Origin of the sequence: Flammeovirga kamogawensis (genome assembly GCF_018736065.1) — a bacterium.
GTDB lineage: Bacteria > Bacteroidota > Bacteroidia > Cytophagales > Flammeovirgaceae > Flammeovirga > Flammeovirga kamogawensis.
Genome location: NZ_CP076128.1, coordinates 4,117,250 through 4,132,544 on the forward strand (window position 1 = coordinate 4,117,250; position 15,295 = coordinate 4,132,544).

General features: G+C 31.2%; 16 protein-coding genes. 7 read left to right on the top strand and 9 right to left on the bottom strand.

From position 1 onward, the window contains the following. Both KM029_RS16635 and KM029_RS16640 read right to left on the bottom strand, forming a co-directional pair. Positions 1–555 (bottom strand): REP-associated tyrosine transposase, encoded by a 555-nt coding sequence (locus KM029_RS16635; protein ID WP_144074317.1) that lies wholly within the window; start codon positions 553–555, stop codon positions 1–3. A gap of 152 nt (positions 556–707) precedes the next feature. Further along, positions 708–1,238: a hypothetical protein gene (locus KM029_RS16640; protein ID WP_144074318.1), complete on the bottom strand. Its 531-nt coding sequence runs from the start codon at positions 1,236–1,238 to the stop codon at positions 708–710. A gap of 522 nt (positions 1,239–1,760) precedes the next feature. Here KM029_RS16640 and KM029_RS16645 point away from each other — a divergent pair. Beyond that, positions 1,761–2,972, top strand: coding sequence for an erythromycin esterase family protein (locus KM029_RS16645; RefSeq protein ID WP_144074319.1), 1,212 nt, complete (start codon positions 1,761–1,763; stop codon positions 2,970–2,972). 212 nt (positions 2,973–3,184) lie between these two features. Here the strand turns inward: KM029_RS16645 and KM029_RS16650 are convergent, their stop codons facing one another. Then, entirely contained in the window at positions 3,185–3,739 is a 555-nt protein-coding gene (locus KM029_RS16650; protein WP_144074320.1) for an REP-associated tyrosine transposase, read from the bottom strand. A gap of 169 nt (positions 3,740–3,908) precedes the next feature. Continuing rightward, on the bottom strand, positions 3,909–4,085 hold the full coding sequence (locus tag KM029_RS16655) for a hypothetical protein (protein WP_158631087.1): 177 nt from the start codon (positions 4,083–4,085) through the stop codon (positions 3,909–3,911). A gap of 192 nt (positions 4,086–4,277) precedes the next feature. On the opposite strand from KM029_RS16655, the gene KM029_RS16660 reads away from it, so the two are divergent. Continuing rightward, positions 4,278–5,471, top strand: coding sequence for an outer membrane protein assembly factor BamB family protein (locus KM029_RS16660; protein ID WP_144074321.1), 1,194 nt, complete (start codon positions 4,278–4,280; stop codon positions 5,469–5,471). 20 nt (positions 5,472–5,491) lie between these two features. Here KM029_RS16660 and KM029_RS16665 read toward each other — a convergent pair whose 3' ends face one another. Further along, positions 5,492–5,875: a group III truncated hemoglobin gene (locus KM029_RS16665; protein ID WP_144074322.1), complete on the bottom strand. Its 384-nt coding sequence runs from the start codon at positions 5,873–5,875 to the stop codon at positions 5,492–5,494. Positions 5,876–5,990: 115 nt separating this feature from the next. Then, positions 5,991–6,893, bottom strand: coding sequence for a zinc-dependent peptidase (locus KM029_RS16670; protein ID WP_144074323.1), 903 nt, complete (start codon positions 6,891–6,893; stop codon positions 5,991–5,993). A 220-nt stretch (positions 6,894–7,113) separates the two neighbouring features. On the opposite strand from KM029_RS16670, the gene KM029_RS16675 reads away from it, so the two are divergent. From KM029_RS16675 to KM029_RS16690, 4 genes are all read left to right on the top strand, one after another. Next, a complete protein-coding gene (locus tag KM029_RS16675) occupies positions 7,114–7,827 on the top strand; it encodes a Crp/Fnr family transcriptional regulator (RefSeq protein ID WP_144074324.1) in 714 nt (237 codons plus the stop codon). A gap of 144 nt (positions 7,828–7,971) precedes the next feature. Continuing rightward, the gene (locus KM029_RS16680) at positions 7,972–8,613 is read left to right on the top strand and encodes a recombinase family protein (protein WP_144074325.1); all 642 of its coding nucleotides are present in this window, start codon (positions 7,972–7,974) and stop codon (positions 8,611–8,613) included. Between the two features lie 143 nt (positions 8,614–8,756). Continuing rightward, positions 8,757–10,121 carry an MFS transporter gene (locus KM029_RS16685; RefSeq protein WP_144074326.1) on the top strand — a complete coding sequence of 455 codons (1,365 nt, stop codon included), beginning with the start codon at positions 8,757–8,759 and terminating at the stop codon, positions 10,119–10,121. 206 nt (positions 10,122–10,327) lie between these two features. Continuing rightward, a complete protein-coding gene (locus KM029_RS16690) occupies positions 10,328–10,903 on the top strand; it encodes an outer membrane beta-barrel protein (RefSeq protein WP_144074327.1) in 576 nt (191 codons plus the stop codon). A 425-nt stretch (positions 10,904–11,328) separates the two neighbouring features. On the opposite strand, the gene KM029_RS16695 is transcribed toward KM029_RS16690, so the two are convergent. Continuing rightward, entirely contained in the window at positions 11,329–12,810 is a 1,482-nt protein-coding gene (locus KM029_RS16695) for a Do family serine endopeptidase (RefSeq protein WP_144074328.1), read from the bottom strand. 628 nt (positions 12,811–13,438) lie between these two features. Here KM029_RS16695 and KM029_RS16700 point away from each other — a divergent pair. Next, positions 13,439–13,771, top strand: a complete 333-nt coding sequence (locus tag KM029_RS16700) for a thioredoxin family protein (protein ID WP_144074329.1) — start codon at positions 13,439–13,441, stop codon at positions 13,769–13,771. Positions 13,772–13,902: 131 nt separating this feature from the next. Here KM029_RS16700 and KM029_RS16705 read toward each other — a convergent pair whose 3' ends face one another. Further along, positions 13,903–14,175, bottom strand: coding sequence for a hypothetical protein (locus KM029_RS16705; protein ID WP_144074330.1), 273 nt, complete (start codon positions 14,173–14,175; stop codon positions 13,903–13,905). A 173-nt stretch (positions 14,176–14,348) separates the two neighbouring features. After that, a complete protein-coding gene (locus tag KM029_RS16710; RefSeq protein WP_144074331.1) occupies positions 14,349–15,119 on the bottom strand; it encodes a porin family protein in 771 nt (256 codons plus the stop codon). Between the last annotated feature and the right edge of the window lie 176 nt (positions 15,120–15,295).

Consider the following 15,295-nt stretch of genomic DNA (forward strand, 5'->3'; position numbering starts at 1 on the left):
TCATCCCAAAACATCGACTTCCAAAAGATTATATTTCATACCATGATAGTTAGAAGCACTAGAATAGAGGTAGTATTTCGCATCTTGAACAATTCCTGCTTTGATAGGATTGTCATGCGTGTAATCTAAACGTTGTTGTAGTTTTTCTGATGTATCCAAAAGGACAGGATGATTATGCTGTTGCCAAAATTGATACTTTTTATTCCTAGTATTTTTCTGACCAGCTCTTTGAAACATCCAAAGCATCCATTCTTTTCTACTTTCAACTACATTGTTTTGAATGCTTTTAATAATGGATTTAGAAGTGTACTTTTTGAAATCTCTTAGAATATCAGAGATATTGATATGTAGTTCTTTTGAAATAATAAGATGAATATGATTACTCATTATCACATATGCATGAATATTTAGCCCTTTTTCCTTTTGGCAATATTTTAGACTTTCAAGGACGATATTACGGTATTCTTCTCTTGTAAATACGTCTATCCAATAAACCACAGAAATAGTGACAAAATAAGTAGCTTCTTGATCGTAGAAGATATGTTTTCTAGCCATGATGAATCGTTTTAGTTAGTTTTTTATTTATTGAAGTTAGTAATAAGGAGATTGGTAATGAAATATTTTTTTGTTTTAAGTCACAGACTTTAATGAATGTGGAAGTTCTTAGTGACGCCTGTCGGCTTAACACAAAGAACAGAGGGGATAAATTAGACTTCCTTTTTTTCTTTTTGATCTAGAAAATCCTGACTTAAATCAGATAACTTATCTAAATTATTTAATGTAGAAATTCGATTAACTATGTAGTAATCTTGAACTCCCAAAACAATAAAACATATTTCTTTTCCTCTGAAATCTATGACGTTACAATTTGTAGGTATAAGTAAGTCCTCTCCTGAAAGGTTATTAGTTAAATTATTATTAATCTTTTCATATTCGTTTATCATCATATCAGAGGTAATTGGTGGACTGATAAATTCATAACCTTCCATTTCTCCAGAGAATACACCATGTAATATTGGTTCATTGAATAGTTTTATCATTTTTACACCACCATTTTCATGGTCATTTCCTAATACAAACCCACCTTCAATACAAAATGATAAAATTCCCATATCAGCCAATTTCTTGAAGTCCTCTTCATAAAAATGAACTTCAAACTTTTGTGTTTTATCGTTTAGTTTAGCCTTTCCAATGTTATTTTCATCAAGAAATTTGTATACATATAATTGATCGCTCATATTAATAAGTTTTTTATTTGTTATAAGTCTGTTATTAGGCTTTCTAAATTTACCCTAATATCATTAACAAATCAAATAATATCTTCGCAATACAAAAAATAGGTAAAAAGTATTACACTAACGATTATTACTGTACACTATCATTCTATTAAAACAGTAAAGAATATAAAATTATTATTCATCCCACTCCATCACCGGCATCACAAACCCTTCTTTCAAAGCAGCTTGTCTATCGTAAAAATGAGTGGCGTAACTCGGGTTAGTACTCATGCCTACAAAATGTTTTCTTGAAGGGAAAAAGATGATGCTGATTTCATTCCATTTTTGATCTGGTTTAAGGGTATTTGTTATAAGTCACAGACTATAACAAAAGGATAGTTCTCAGTAATGTCTTTTGATTTGACACTAATAACAATAGAGGATATTACTTATAATTAAAAAAATAAGGTTCCAACTTTCTGATTGTTGAGAGTGTATTTAATTACGTAACATACTATTATCCTTAATTAACCACTTAGATTGATGAACTATATTATCACCTCTTTAATTTTACTATTACCAATACACATTTTTGCTCAAAAAGATTTTGATGCTTATGTAATAGCAAACACTTCAGAAATTAAATCTCTTGATATTAATTATGAAAATGACAATGATTTAACTGCTATTAAAACTGCAATAGGAGATGCAAGAGTAGTTATGCTTGGAGAACAGGATCATGGCACAGGAACTGCTTTTATAATGAAGGCAAGATTAATTAAATACCTACATGAACAGATGGGATTCGATGTGATTGCTTATGAAAGTAATTTTTATGAAATGCAAGGGGCATATGAACATGATTCTTTAAATTTTGAAGATGCCTACGAAGAAATCTTTCCTATTTGGACTAAATGTGGAGAATGTAAACCTTCTTTTTCTTACATCAAAAATACACTTGCTACTGATCGTCCATTATACACTACGGGCTTTGATATGCAATTCTATTTTAAGAAAAATTTTTATGACGATTTTTTGAAGTTTTATGAAGACAATCACCTTATTGTAAATGATGAAAAGAGATTCTTTCACATCTTTAAAACACTTTTGAAAAACAATCAATCATTTGAATTAGAAAACAGAGAAGAGGATTTAACCTATTATTTCAAAGAGCTTAATGTATTATATAACTCTTATGATAAAGATGATTTCTGGAAGCAAGTACTACATAGTCTTATTGGCTATTCAGAAATGAGAACAGCTTCAAGTCTACAAGAATCATTAAATATTAGGGATAATTATATGGCTGATAATTTATTATGGCTAACTCAAAAACGATTTCCTAATAAGAAGATAATTGTTTGGGCACACAACTATCATATTTCAAGAGTTTTACATAAGAACTTTAAAGCAATTACTATGACTGATAAAGTATATGAGGTTTTGGGTGATCAAATGTATTCATTAGGTTTTATTTCTTCAGAAGGTACAACAGGTTGGGCAAATCGAGATAATACTTCGTCATTACGTAAAGTGAAAAATAAAAAATTTTTAGAGAATAAGATTGCAGGAATGAACTTTCAACAAGCTTTTCTTGATTTCAAAAGTTACTCAGGAGACCCTGTTCAATTTCTAATGCGATATCACTGGGGAAAAGCATATAAACTGTATTGGTTAGATACTTTTGATGGCGTAATCTATATTGATAAAATATATCCTTGTACTAAGAAAGAAGAACAAATGATCATTCAATAAAATTTCTTTAGTTTGTGGGTATTTGTTATAAGTCACAGACTATAACAAAGTGGTAGTTCTCAGTGACGCCTTTCGGCTTGGCACTAAAAACAGTGGTGGTAGTAGTAGCTTTCAATTTTATCACAATCGCTCACTGTTTGAAATGTTAAGCGGTAGCGTCATTTCGAACTTGGGTATTGTTATAGTCTGTGACTTATAACAATGAGGTATAATTATCTCAATACATCAACTTCCAATAAATTATATTTCACACCATGATAATTAGAAGTACTTGAGTACAGATAATCTTTCGCATCTTGTACTATTCCTGCTTTGATAGGATTGTCATGAATATAGCCTAATCGCTGTGAAAGTTTTTCAGAAGTATCAAGAATAATGGGTTGGTTGTGCTGCTGCCAAAATTGAAAATCTCTGTTTTTAGGATTTTTCTGTCCAGCTTTCTGAAACATCCAAAGCATCCATTCCCTTCGACTTTCTTCTCTGTTTTCTTCAATACTTTTTACAATAGTCTTAGCGGTGTGTTTTTTGAAATCTCTCAATATATCAGACAGGTTCTTGTTACGATCTTTTGTGATGATCATGTGAATATGATTACTCATTATCACATAGGCGTGAATTTTTAAGCCTTTGTGTTCTTGACAATATTTGAAACTGTCAAGGATGATATTACGGTATTCTTTTCTTGTGAATACATCTATCCAATAGACTACTGTCATTGTTACGAAATAGGTTGCTTCTTGATCGTAGAAGGAGTGTGTTCTAGCCATGATGAATCGTTTTAGTTAGTTTTTTATTTATCGAAGTTAGTGATAAGGGAGGTGGTAATGAAATGTTTTTTGGTTTTAAGTTACAAACTTAAATGAGTGTGTAAGTTCTTAGTGATGCCTGTCGGCTTAACACAAAGAACAGTTGGGTATTTCTATGATAATTAAGATATTATTTATCATACTCCATCACCGACATCACATATCCTTCTTTCAAAGCAGCTTGTCTATGGTAAAAATGAGGAGCAAAACTCGGGTCAGTATTCATGTCTACAAAATGTTTTCTTGAAGGGAAAAAGACGATACTGATTTCATTCCGTTGTTTTTCTGATTTGTGGGTATTTGTCATAGTCTGTGACTTTTATTTTAGAGTAGGAACTTAAAACTCTAAAAGTTCTCAGTGTTATTGGTTGTGATATCATAAAAATATGGATTAAGTGTTTTGAATTAATAATTGATTAAACCAAACAGACCACTAACTTGCAATTACAAAACTACTATCACTACATTAATTATACTTCAGTAATAAACAATAAAGCAAATGATCAAAATTTGTAAACTACTACTACTTACTCATCTTTCCTCTTCTCTTTATGGACAAACTTCTTTGGTATGGGAGTTTAGAACCGAAGATAGAGTGTATTCATCACCTGTTGTTGATGATAGCAACATTTATATAGGGAGTAACGACTCTTGCCTTTACGTTCTTGGTAAAGAAAAAGGTCAGTTGAAATGGAAATTTAAAACCGAAGGCGAAGTCAAGTCACGGCCTTTACTTTATCAAAACACTGTGATTATTAACAGCACAGATGGGGCTATTTATGCAATCAATAAACAGAATTCTGAACTACAATGGGTATTTAAAACAGAAGGTGAACAACGTAAAGATATATGGGATTATTTTCTTTCATCACCAGTTATTGAAAATGGAAAATTAGTAGTAGGAAGTGGTGATGGGTATGTTTATTCCTTAAACCCCAAGAATGGCAAATTAATCTGGAAATATAAAACAGATGGGATTGTACATGCTACTCCACTGCTTCATGATAATAAAGTTTTTATCGGAAGTTTTGATGGTTATTTCTATTCTCTTAATGCTGAAAATGGGCATCTAATTTGGAAATTTAAGACTGTTGGTGATGCTTATTTTCCTCAGGGTGAAATTCAGAAAGGTGCTACACTATATAATAATTCTGTGATTTTTGGAAGTAGAGATTATAATATTTATGCTTTAAATAGTGAGTCGGGTCGAGGAGTTTGGAACTACAAAGAAAAAGGAAGTTGGGTGATTGCTACTCCATTAGTAATTGATGATAAAATTTATGTTGGCACTTCAGATTCACATCGTTTTTGTAGTCTTTCTGCTATTGATGGGAGTGAAATATCTTCTTACCCTTTAAATATGCGTGTTTACGGTTCAGGTATTCAACATGAAAACGATATCTATTTTGGTTGCTTTAATGGTAAGCTTTATCAAATAGGTCAATCAAAAGGAAAACTAAAAGAGATTTTTCGGACGAGTGGAAGTAAGAAAAATTATTCTGTAGTGTACAATGATAAAGATGAATTTAAAACAGGTTTTGAATTATACGGTGAAGACTTTAAGGAGGCAGAAAAGAAAATTCTTGATTTAGGAGCTATTTTATCAACTCCATTTATTGATAATGGAATCATTTATTTTGGTGATGCAAATGGAGTTGTTTATGCATTGAAACTTGATGAAAATTCAATGTAGAGTTTTCATTTATCATAAAACTATCGTGCAGAACGTACAATCATCAACTGTCTTTGAGCGATATTATAAGCCACTTGCTTTGCTTTTTCTGCTAGTTCACCTTCAAATAAAGATTCTATTGTTGAGAACCAGAGTGTTAACCACCTTTCAAAATGCTCAGGGCCCATAGTATTATTCATCATATTATCTGTTTTTATATGTGCTTGTACTGGGTTGCCACTAAAAGTTCTCACCCCAAATAGATTTGAATACCAGAAATCAGTTAATTTTTCTAGATGTTCGGGCCATTTTTCTTCATGGATTGCAGTATTGAAAATTGGTCCTAAGACTTCATCTTTTCGTACTCTACCATAAAAAGAAAGCACTATTTTATTGACATCATTTCTATTTTGAATTTGTTCCATTTAAGTGAATTTTGAGGTGTAATCAATTAGGTTTATTGGGAGTGAATTGAATGCATTCTGCTTATTGATTTCATTCCCAATTTCACAAAAGTAATATATTCATACAGAAATAGTATTATGAATTATTTTTCCCATGACATTTCTTATATTTTTTTCCACTTCCACAAGGGCATAAATCATTTCTACCAATTTCAACTTCTTCTTGCTTATTTGTTTCAAATAGTTTCTCTTGTTCAGACATATTTTGATTAAAAATGAGAGCAAGATTTTCATACAATTCAGGGTGATTTTTCTTTAATAAATTAGGTCTCTCAAAGAAATATTCAGAAGTAACGGTTAAAAATTCTTGTACGTTAGTAGCTCCATACGGGTTAATATCAGAATCTTTATTGAGTATCTCTTCTATTTTCTGATGCATTAAATTCATCCATGGTAGTGTGTAGCTTTTTTGAAGAAGAACCTCTGGTATCCCATCAATTTTCCCATCGGCCATATCAATTAAATGAACAAACTCATGAATACCAACATTCTTTTTATCATTATCATTTCTAAATCCTTCTCTTAACGCACCTTTAGAAAGTAACATTTTACCTTCTAATTTCCCTGTGCCTACCATTCCTAGTATATATCCATCTTCAGCTTGAAGTCCAAATTCAGTATCATTTAAATGAGAATCATGTATAAGCACTTCGTTTAAATTTGGATACTCCCAATTTGGGTAGCCAAAAATTGGAATAATAGCACTAGATGCTACTAATAGCTTGTCTAGATCATTTATTTCTGTTTTAACAGCCGTAATTTTTACATGGTTTAAAAACTTTAAAATACGCTGTTCAAAAAGGCTTTGTTGCTCTCTATTTAATTCATTATAAAAAGAAACATGCTCTTTTAAAATATCTCTCCAAGAAGCATTAAACTCTTCTTTACTAACAGTTTTAGTTTTTCTTCCTTTTGAAAGCGTATATCCAATTAATAGGAGAATTAATATGAAAATAATTAAGGCAATAGTGAAATGCATGAAATTAAAGTTTAATGATAATTAGTTGTTATAAGTTATGTAATTACTTTTTATAAACATCAATTTAGAGATGAATACGGGTGTATTTAGCGAAATAATTGATACAATTTTAGGGCTAATTTCAGTAATAATTAATTATTTAGTTCACGTATAAATTGATTTGTAGTATAATTATACGTAAAATTACGTACTAACAGGGTCTTCAATTAAACTAACAAACATGAATAATAATCAAGTTGAGTGTGTAAAGTGTTCCAATACAAACTGTATAATTAAACAAAATAGCCATGTTAATGAGTTAAAGCCTTTTCTTGATGATAAACTTACCGTTTATGTTAAGAAAGGACAACCATTTATTTTAGAAGGGGCACCAGTACATGGATTGTATTTTATATATCAGGGGAAAACCAAAGTTGGTAAAACTGGAATTAATGGTAGAGAACAAATTGTAAGATTATGCAATGATGGAGAAATAATTGGGCATAGAGGTTTTGGTATTGGGCAATCCTATCATATTAGTGCAGTTGCTTTAGAAGATACAGTTTTGTGCAATTTTTCAAATAATAGTATAAGTAAAATGTTACAATCTGTACCAGAGCTATCATACGCCATGATGCTATTTTATGCAGAGGAATTAAATAGAAGTGAAAACAAAGTTCGTAAAATTGCTCAAATGACGGTAAGGGAAAAGGTTATTGATAGCATTTTATATATAAACAGAAAGTTTGGGAAAACAGGGGCATTTCTAAATATTCAGTTATCAAGAAAAGAAATTGCAGATTTTGCAGGAACTACAGACGAACAAGTAATTAGAGTGATTTCAGCATTAAAAAAAGAAGGAATCTTAAAAACTGAAGGAAAGAAGATCGGTATTCTTGAATTAGAAAAGTTAAAGAAAGATATTGCTGAACATAACTTTTTTATAGATAGTTAGTTTTGAGTTATTTAAGAAATTCTGATTAAAAAAAATGTCAATAAAATTAAAATTCTACTTTTTTTTGCTTAAAATGTGTTTGAATTGAATAGACTTTAAAGTGTGTTCAATACAATACATAAACCTTATTAGCAAGTAAATAGAATGTCAATTTTTACATATATACGTGTATCTACCGTCGCACAATCTAAATTTCAACAGCAAGCAAAAATAAAAGGAAAGCCTTTTATTGATAAATGCCCAGTAACATTGCCGTTTGTTGAAAGACCTAGAGCAAAAGAATTATTAGAAATTCTAACTGCAGAGGATATATTACATATTGGTGACATTGATAAGTTAGGAGATAATGTTCATGATATTATCACTGCTTTAAAAGCACTTCTTTCTACTAAAGCAACAGTCAACTTCACAAAGTTTGGTTTGGAAGATAGCCAAGCAAATGCAGGAATACAGGCAGTAATTGCTGCGTTTGAAACAATGCTTAACATGAAAGAATACCAAGTTCAGGAAAAAACTATTGAAGGTATTGCCAGAGCTAAAGCAGAAGGAAAATATAAAGGAGGTAAGAAGGGACGTAAAATGAATTATGATCGTTGGACGGAACGTAATAAAGAAGTTATAAATAGATTAAAGGCTGGTTTTACTACTCAGCAGATTTCGGACGAAACAGGAGTTGGTAAAACGCAGGTTTCTAGAGTTCGAAAAAGATTAAGAGAAATAGAACAAAGTAACCAAAAAGATATTTTTGAAGCCGAACATAAAGAAGAGTTAAATATTGTAGGCTAAGTATATTTTGGTTGTAAAATGAGAGATTCAGTAATGAATCTCTTTTTTTTACGTAAAAAATTGAACTATACTTTCATTTTTAAGTAAAACTACGTAGTATTGCTACGTAATAAAATTATTGTAGTGAAAATTACTTAACTATTATGAGATCAAATACTTTATCAAATGAAAAAGCAACAAGTATTAACTTGTTTGACCTAAGTAGTATTCAAATGCGTACCTTCCATTTGAGTTGGATGGCATTTTTTCTTTGTTTCTTTGGATGGTTTGCTCATGCACCATTAATGAATTCAACAATAGGACCAGATTTAGATCTTACTAAAGATCAAAAAATTATAGCATTTATAGCTTCGGTAGGAGTTACAATTTTTGCAAGATTAGGGGTAGGTAACTTATGTGATAAGATTGGCCCAAGAAAAAGTTATATCTATTTACTTACTTTTGGGGCATTTGTAGTTTCAGCATCTGCATTTGTTACTACATGGGAAATGTATTTTGTTTCTCGTTTAGCAATTGGTGTAATAGGAGCTTCTTTTGTGATTACTCAATACCATACTTCGGTAATGTTTGCGCCAAATGTAGTTGGTATAGCTAATGCAACATCAGCAGGATGGGGTAATTTAGGTGGAGGTGTTACACAGATTATGATGCCATTAATTGCTTCAGGTATGTTAGCAGCTGGTTTTGCTGATTCTGAATTATCTAAATGGAGACCAGCAATGTTTGTACCTGCAGTCTTAATGTTAGTAGTAGCATTTTTATATTGGAGATTTACAACAGATTGTCCAAAAGGTAATTACGAAGATTTACCAGAAGAACGTCCTCAAGCAGCAAAAGGAGAAAAAAGTTTATTTATGTCTGCAGCAAGCGACAAAAGAGTTTGGATCTTATTTGCAATGTATGCAGGGTGTTTTGGAATGGAATTATTTGTAAACGGTAGAGCAGCAACATACTATCAAACAAAGTTTGCTCTATCAGAAAATATGGCTGGCGGTATTGCAGCATTATTTGGTTTAATGAATCTATTTGCTCGTTCAATGGGCGGATGGTTAGGTGATAAATTTTCGAGAACAGGAGGTTTGGAAGGTAGAGTGAAATGGTTAGTTGCTGTTATGATTGTAGAGGGAATGGCTTTGGTCCTTTTTTCAAGAATGGATTATCTACCATTCGCAATTACTGCAATGATTGGTTTTTCTTTATTTGTTCAAATGGCAGAAGGTGCTACCTATTCAGTTGTTCCATTTATTAATAAGAAGGCGTTAGGTTCTGTTTCAGGTATAGTTGGAGCAGGCGGAAATGTAGGTGCTGTAATCTATGCTCAATATTTATTAAGAAGTGGCTCAAGTTTAGAAGAGTGTTTCTTAATATACGGTGTAGCTGTATCAGTGATAGGCTTACTTGGTCTTACAATAAAATTCTCTGAAGCTGACGAAAGATCAGCAATAGAAGAACAAGAAAAATTAGAAGCGTTCGAAGCATCTCTTCAAAACGAAAATATAGCAGTTTAAGCTTTAAAAAGCTTTGAACATCATTAGTGTTCCATAATAATTTTAAACTCTTAAAAATTCTGTGCAGTCTTATCCTTTTAGGGTAAGACTGCTTTTTTTGAAATATTTTTAAATAAAATTTTGTTTTGTTAAGAAAATTTCAATTTATTTGCACCTGACTAAAACAATAAAGCTGGACTATTTTTTCAACAAAGACTAAAATTAAAATGAAAAAGACTATAATCGTCGCTCTATTCTTAGCAATGTGTTCAACTGCATTTGCTCAAGATAAAAAATTCTCAATCGGATTTGGTTTAGGAGGTTCTTTCGCTTCTTCAAAATTTGAAGATGTTAAACAAAAAGGTGCAGGTGTCAACGGATTCTTGAATTTCTATTATAATGTAAATTCTAAATTATCTTTAGGATTAGAATATAATGGTGCTACAATTGTAATTAAGCCTGAAGATGACATGGGTATTAATTTCGAAGCTACAGGACTTTCTTCTTTCTCAGCAAAAGGTTTATACCATTTTAGCGAAAATAAAGTAAGACCTTATGCTGGTATCGGTTTAGGTTTATATAATGTTAGCCCAGGTAAGATTGGTAGCGGAGAGAATTTCATTGAATTTGAAAAAGCAAGTTCTTTTGGTTTTGCACCAGAAGTAGGTCTGAAATTAGGTTGGTTCCAAATTGCAGCACTTTATCACATGATCCCAAGCGTATCATTCTCTGATGATTACAATCCAAGTTATAACAACTTTGAAATTAGAATTGCAGCTAACATCGGCTTAGTATCAAACTAATTAAAATTACAAATTAGCTTAGTTGTTTTATTTATAAAAAGGTCCAATAGAATTCATTTCTATTGGACCTTTTTTATTTAGACAAAAAAAGAAGGGATCAGATAAAATCTAAACCCTTTCCCCATTACTTAAAGCAAACTATTGTTTCTTCTGTAAATCGTATTAAATGTTTTCAAGTAATACTATTACTAGTTTTTTTATGATGATCTCTTTTTTAATCATCTTACAACTATACAAACGTCAAAGGTGGGGTAAATAGTTTCATTAAAATAGTTAATGAATGAAAATGATTGTAATAGAATGATAATTATCAGTGTGCTTTGTTATATGAATGATATAAAATCGGCTATTACGCTATGTAATAGCCGATTTTGATAAGGTTTAGATTTTTTTATTTTAAATCAAAAAACAAAAAAATCTTCTATTTATAACCCAATACCAACATATTCTCTTTCACCATTAGGATACATTCCTTCTAAAAGTATACCACCACGTTTTCCTCTTAGAGCATTTCCTAAATCATCAATAGAGGTGATTGGCTCCCTATCAACATATAAAATTATGAAACCTTCTCTTAAACCTGCTTTAGCAAGTTTACTATTAGGAGCTATTGTTGTTACTTCCAACCCTCCATCAATTCCAAGTTGAGTAGCCTTTTTCTCTGACAATGGTTGTACTTCTGCATTTAAAGCTTCTATTGCTTCTGCAGTATTTTTTGGAGCAGAAACAATATCTGTTGTGTTTTGTGTGTTTTTTAATTTCACATTAAACACTTTATTTTTTCCACTTCTATTTACTGTAACATCAACAACATCTCCTGGTCTTTTTCTAGCAATATACTCTTGCAATTCAGAAACAGTATTTACATCTTCATTATTGATTTTAATAATGATATCTCCCTCCTGAATACCAGCACCTTCAGCAGCACCTTGTGGGGTTACTCCCATAATTGCAACACCAGCAATTTTATCTAAATCTGCTTCATCTGCAATTTCCTGATTTACTTCAGCAATCTGCACGCCAATTAATGCTCTTTGAACAGCTCCATAATTACGTAAATCATCCATTACTTTTTTTACAAGCTCAGATGGAATAGCAAAAGAGTAACCAGTAAAAGAACCAGTTTTAGAAGCAATGGCAGAGTTAATTCCTATTAGATTACCGTTTAGGTCTACAAGAGCTCCACCAGAATTACCGGGGTTTACAGCTGCATCAGTTTGAATAAAAGATTCTACAGATAAGCCAGTTTTAGACCTAAGAATTCCAATGTTTCTTGCTTTAGCACTAACAATCCCAGCAGTTACTGTAGAAGTTAACTCGTATGGGTTTCCAACAGCCAATACCCATTCACCTATTTTGATTTCATCAGAATTACCAAAATTTAAATAAGGTAAAGCATCTTCATATTCTACTTTAAGTAAAGCAAGGTCTGTAGTAGGATCTGTACCAACTAGCGTAGCTTTAAAAGTATGTTTATCTTCTAAGACTACTTCGATTTTATCCGCTCCGTCTATTACGTGGTTGTTGGTTGCTATGTATCCATCAGCAGAAAGAATTACACCAGAACCAGACCCTAGTTGACCACCCTCAGAACGAGGATCGCTAAAAAATTCATGAAATAACCTAGGAGTATTTCTTGGAGCCCTAGATGAAGATGGATTTAAATAGGTTTTAATATGCACAACTGCAGGAGTAGATTTTTCTGCAGCGTTTACAAAATTCATACCTTCTGGAACTGTATAGTCAGCTCTAGCAGGAGATGCCTCGTATTTTGCTAATGTAACAGGTTGATCGAAGCTCTTAATTTCTGTTTTTGATTCAGGTTCAATAACGGTACTATAAATACCAACTGATATGATTCCACCTAATATTGAGGTAGACATCATTGATAAAAATTGCTTTTTCATAAATTGATAGTAAATAATTTGTTCTAAATCTAGAAAACAGGTTGATGATTGATAAAGTTTTCAACACTGTTTATCTATTAATTCCACTAGTAATGTTCTATTTAGTACAAATGAGGTGCAAATGTATCATCTATTTAACTTTTTTATCAAAAAATAAGATTCAATGAATTGAAGTTTAAATTTTTTTAATTCGTTGAAGTATCATTTTATTTTGATGACAGTCATCAGTATTTATGGAAAACTTTCTTGTCATCTTTGTAATGTCATAAGGGAAAAGCATTGAAACATTTGTTTTCTTGCCATCTTATGTGATTCATATACTCTTTTAAAGAGTATTGTTATAGAACTGAGAGTTTCTGTCCTTTATTAAGGGCAGATCAATTTTCATAGTGTTTAAAGTTTGGGTGTAAATTGAAACGGGGCTCGTCAATGACGGGCCTTGTTTTTTATATTTAAGTTTTTTTACGACTGACAAGTTTACATAGATATGTCAATATGACTTATATTTTAGGGTAATCTTTTCAGAAACACTACATGATCTTAACATTAATATTAATTTTACGTTTCGTAATTAGTAGAGTCTCATTTAGAAGCTCTCCACAAGAAGAATAATTTGACGATTAATACAATGTTTACACTTCCTACAAATTTTATTGAAATTGAATCTGAAAACGATCTAGAAAAATTAATAAAAGAGTCTCATAAATTAATTGTAAATTTTTCTGCAGATTGGTGTCCTCCATGTAGAGTAATGGAAGGAACAATGGCTAATCTTTCTTTTGAATTGGAAGGCAAAGTATTGATCGTTAAGATAGATCCTGAAAAATTTCCTGAGATTTCTAAAAAATATCTTATGAAAACTATACCCTTTTATTTAGGCTATATAGATGGGAAGCTTTATAAAAAAGCTAACGGTGTTGTGCCAATCAAAATGTTAAAAGAATTAGTTGATGAAAAATAAAATTAAAGTGTTTCTTGAAAAGATATATAACAATAAAATAAAAAGAAACCAGGGTTGTTGTACAGCTTCAGTAAAACGTTTTGAAAAGGATATGAAAAAGTCACTTACTAAATAAAGTAAGTGACTTTTTCTTATTTCTTTTTATCAATATTTCTTGTTGATATCAAATGCCCACAATCTGTTTTGTGATAATTGACTGTAGCTTTATATTCTACTTTACCAACAATTTCTGGTGTCTTATATATTTTTAAAGTATGTCCTTTAGGGAAGTTTCCAACTTTTATCATTTTACCTTCTACAAACTTATATTTTGGAGTTTTACTTTTAGTTTTGATTTCAACCTCATTCGCCATTGTCATAAATGGTAAGCTCAATAGAGATAGAATTATTAAAGCCTTCTTCATAAGATTAATATTTTGTTTATTAGTTCAATTGGTATAGCGTAAAGTTACAGAAAAAGGTTTCAATTATTAAGAATTTTAACTTCCCTAAATAAATAAAAAGGTCTTTCTACACTTATAAGTATGGAAAGACCTATGATTAACGCATTTCTCTTTTTGAAAATTTGAGAACTGAATTAGTTTCTACCAAAAATTGAATATTTCAGCGTTAATTGTAATGACATATTTTTCATCCAATCATCATTAGTAGTGTCATTTTTATTAACATCACCACTATCATTAATATCCACCATACCATAGTTGGCTCTAAAATCTAACGAAAGAGGAGTATTAGCAAAGTCATAAGATGCTCCAATAACAAAAGCAAAGTCAATTTTTTTGAAATCTTGTTGATCGGCAATTGATTGCATATCCTCATTACTTGTTGGTAAACCACTAGCTGCTAATGCATCAGAGAATACAGGCATATAATCTTGCCCACTTTCAGCTCCAGTTAATGTAACATTACCTTTCCATGTCTTTTTATTGTTTACTAGGAAGCCAACTTGGCCACCACCAAATAGTTTAAAGCTTCCATTTTCTCCAAAACCATATTTTAAAACGATTGGGACATTGACATAGTTTAAACGAATATGTGTTTCTCCTGATGCAGAGTAGTTAAGCGTTTCAGGTAAACCTGTTAACTCACTAGGGAATTGTACTGGAATATTTGAATTTTTATACACTCCTTGTTGAGAATATAAAAGTTCTGCACCAAAAGTTAATTTTTCACTGATAGGAAGATCATAAGTAAAACCACCTACAAAACCAGGGATTAAACCACCGTCAGGATTTTCCACAAGAATACCAGAGTGAGATAAACCACCTTTTACTCCAATTACTCCTTGGGCGTGAATAGTCATGATACTAGCGATTGATAGTAAAAGAACACTTAAAAACTTTTTCATATCTTAATTAGGTATATAATAATAAATTAGGCTGATAAAATGTAGTCGAAACGTTTGCGATGTCACAAAGATAGGAGGGTAATTTCTGTTAATTCAAGTTAAGATATTAAAAGAAACTTAATGCGTAATTTTCTGAAAATTAGACAATTAGTTAAATTTTAGTAAACAGTGTTACT

Excerpts from the sequence above, each read along its gene's own strand:
- KM029_RS16690 (WP_144074327.1), top strand. The coding sequence starts at position 10,328 with ATGAAAAAGACTATAATCGTCGCTCTATTCTTAGCAATGTGTTCAACT.
- KM029_RS16710 (WP_144074331.1), bottom strand. The coding sequence starts at position 15,119 with ATGAAAAAGTTTTTAAGTGTTCTTTTACTATCAATCGCTAGTATCATG.
- KM029_RS16650 (WP_144074320.1), bottom strand. The coding sequence starts at position 3,739 with ATGGCTAGAACACACTCCTTCTACGATCAAGAAGCAACCTATTTCGTA.
- KM029_RS16675 (WP_144074324.1), top strand. The coding sequence starts at position 7,114 with ATGAATAATAATCAAGTTGAGTGTGTAAAGTGTTCCAATACAAACTGT.
- KM029_RS16700 (WP_144074329.1), top strand. The coding sequence starts at position 13,439 with ATGTTTACACTTCCTACAAATTTTATTGAAATTGAATCTGAAAACGAT.
- KM029_RS16670 (WP_144074323.1), bottom strand. The coding sequence starts at position 6,893 with ATGCATTTCACTATTGCCTTAATTATTTTCATATTAATTCTCCTATTA.
- KM029_RS16680 (WP_144074325.1), top strand. The coding sequence starts at position 7,972 with ATGTCAATTTTTACATATATACGTGTATCTACCGTCGCACAATCTAAA.
- KM029_RS16645 (WP_144074319.1), top strand. The coding sequence starts at position 1,761 with ATGAACTATATTATCACCTCTTTAATTTTACTATTACCAATACACATT.
- KM029_RS16695 (WP_144074328.1), bottom strand. The coding sequence starts at position 12,810 with ATGAAAAAGCAATTTTTATCAATGATGTCTACCTCAATATTAGGTGGA.
- KM029_RS16640 (WP_144074318.1), bottom strand. The coding sequence starts at position 1,238 with ATGAGCGATCAATTATATGTATACAAATTTCTTGATGAAAATAACATT.
- KM029_RS16635 (WP_144074317.1), bottom strand. The coding sequence starts at position 555 with ATGGCTAGAAAACATATCTTCTACGATCAAGAAGCTACTTATTTTGTC.
- KM029_RS16685 (WP_144074326.1), top strand. The coding sequence starts at position 8,757 with ATGAGATCAAATACTTTATCAAATGAAAAAGCAACAAGTATTAACTTG.
- KM029_RS16655 (WP_158631087.1), bottom strand. The coding sequence starts at position 4,085 with ATGACAAATACCCACAAATCAGAAAAACAACGGAATGAAATCAGTATC.
- KM029_RS16660 (WP_144074321.1), top strand. The coding sequence starts at position 4,278 with ATGATCAAAATTTGTAAACTACTACTACTTACTCATCTTTCCTCTTCT.
- KM029_RS16665 (WP_144074322.1), bottom strand. The coding sequence starts at position 5,875 with ATGGAACAAATTCAAAATAGAAATGATGTCAATAAAATAGTGCTTTCT.
- KM029_RS16705 (WP_144074330.1), bottom strand. The coding sequence starts at position 14,175 with ATGAAGAAGGCTTTAATAATTCTATCTCTATTGAGCTTACCATTTATG.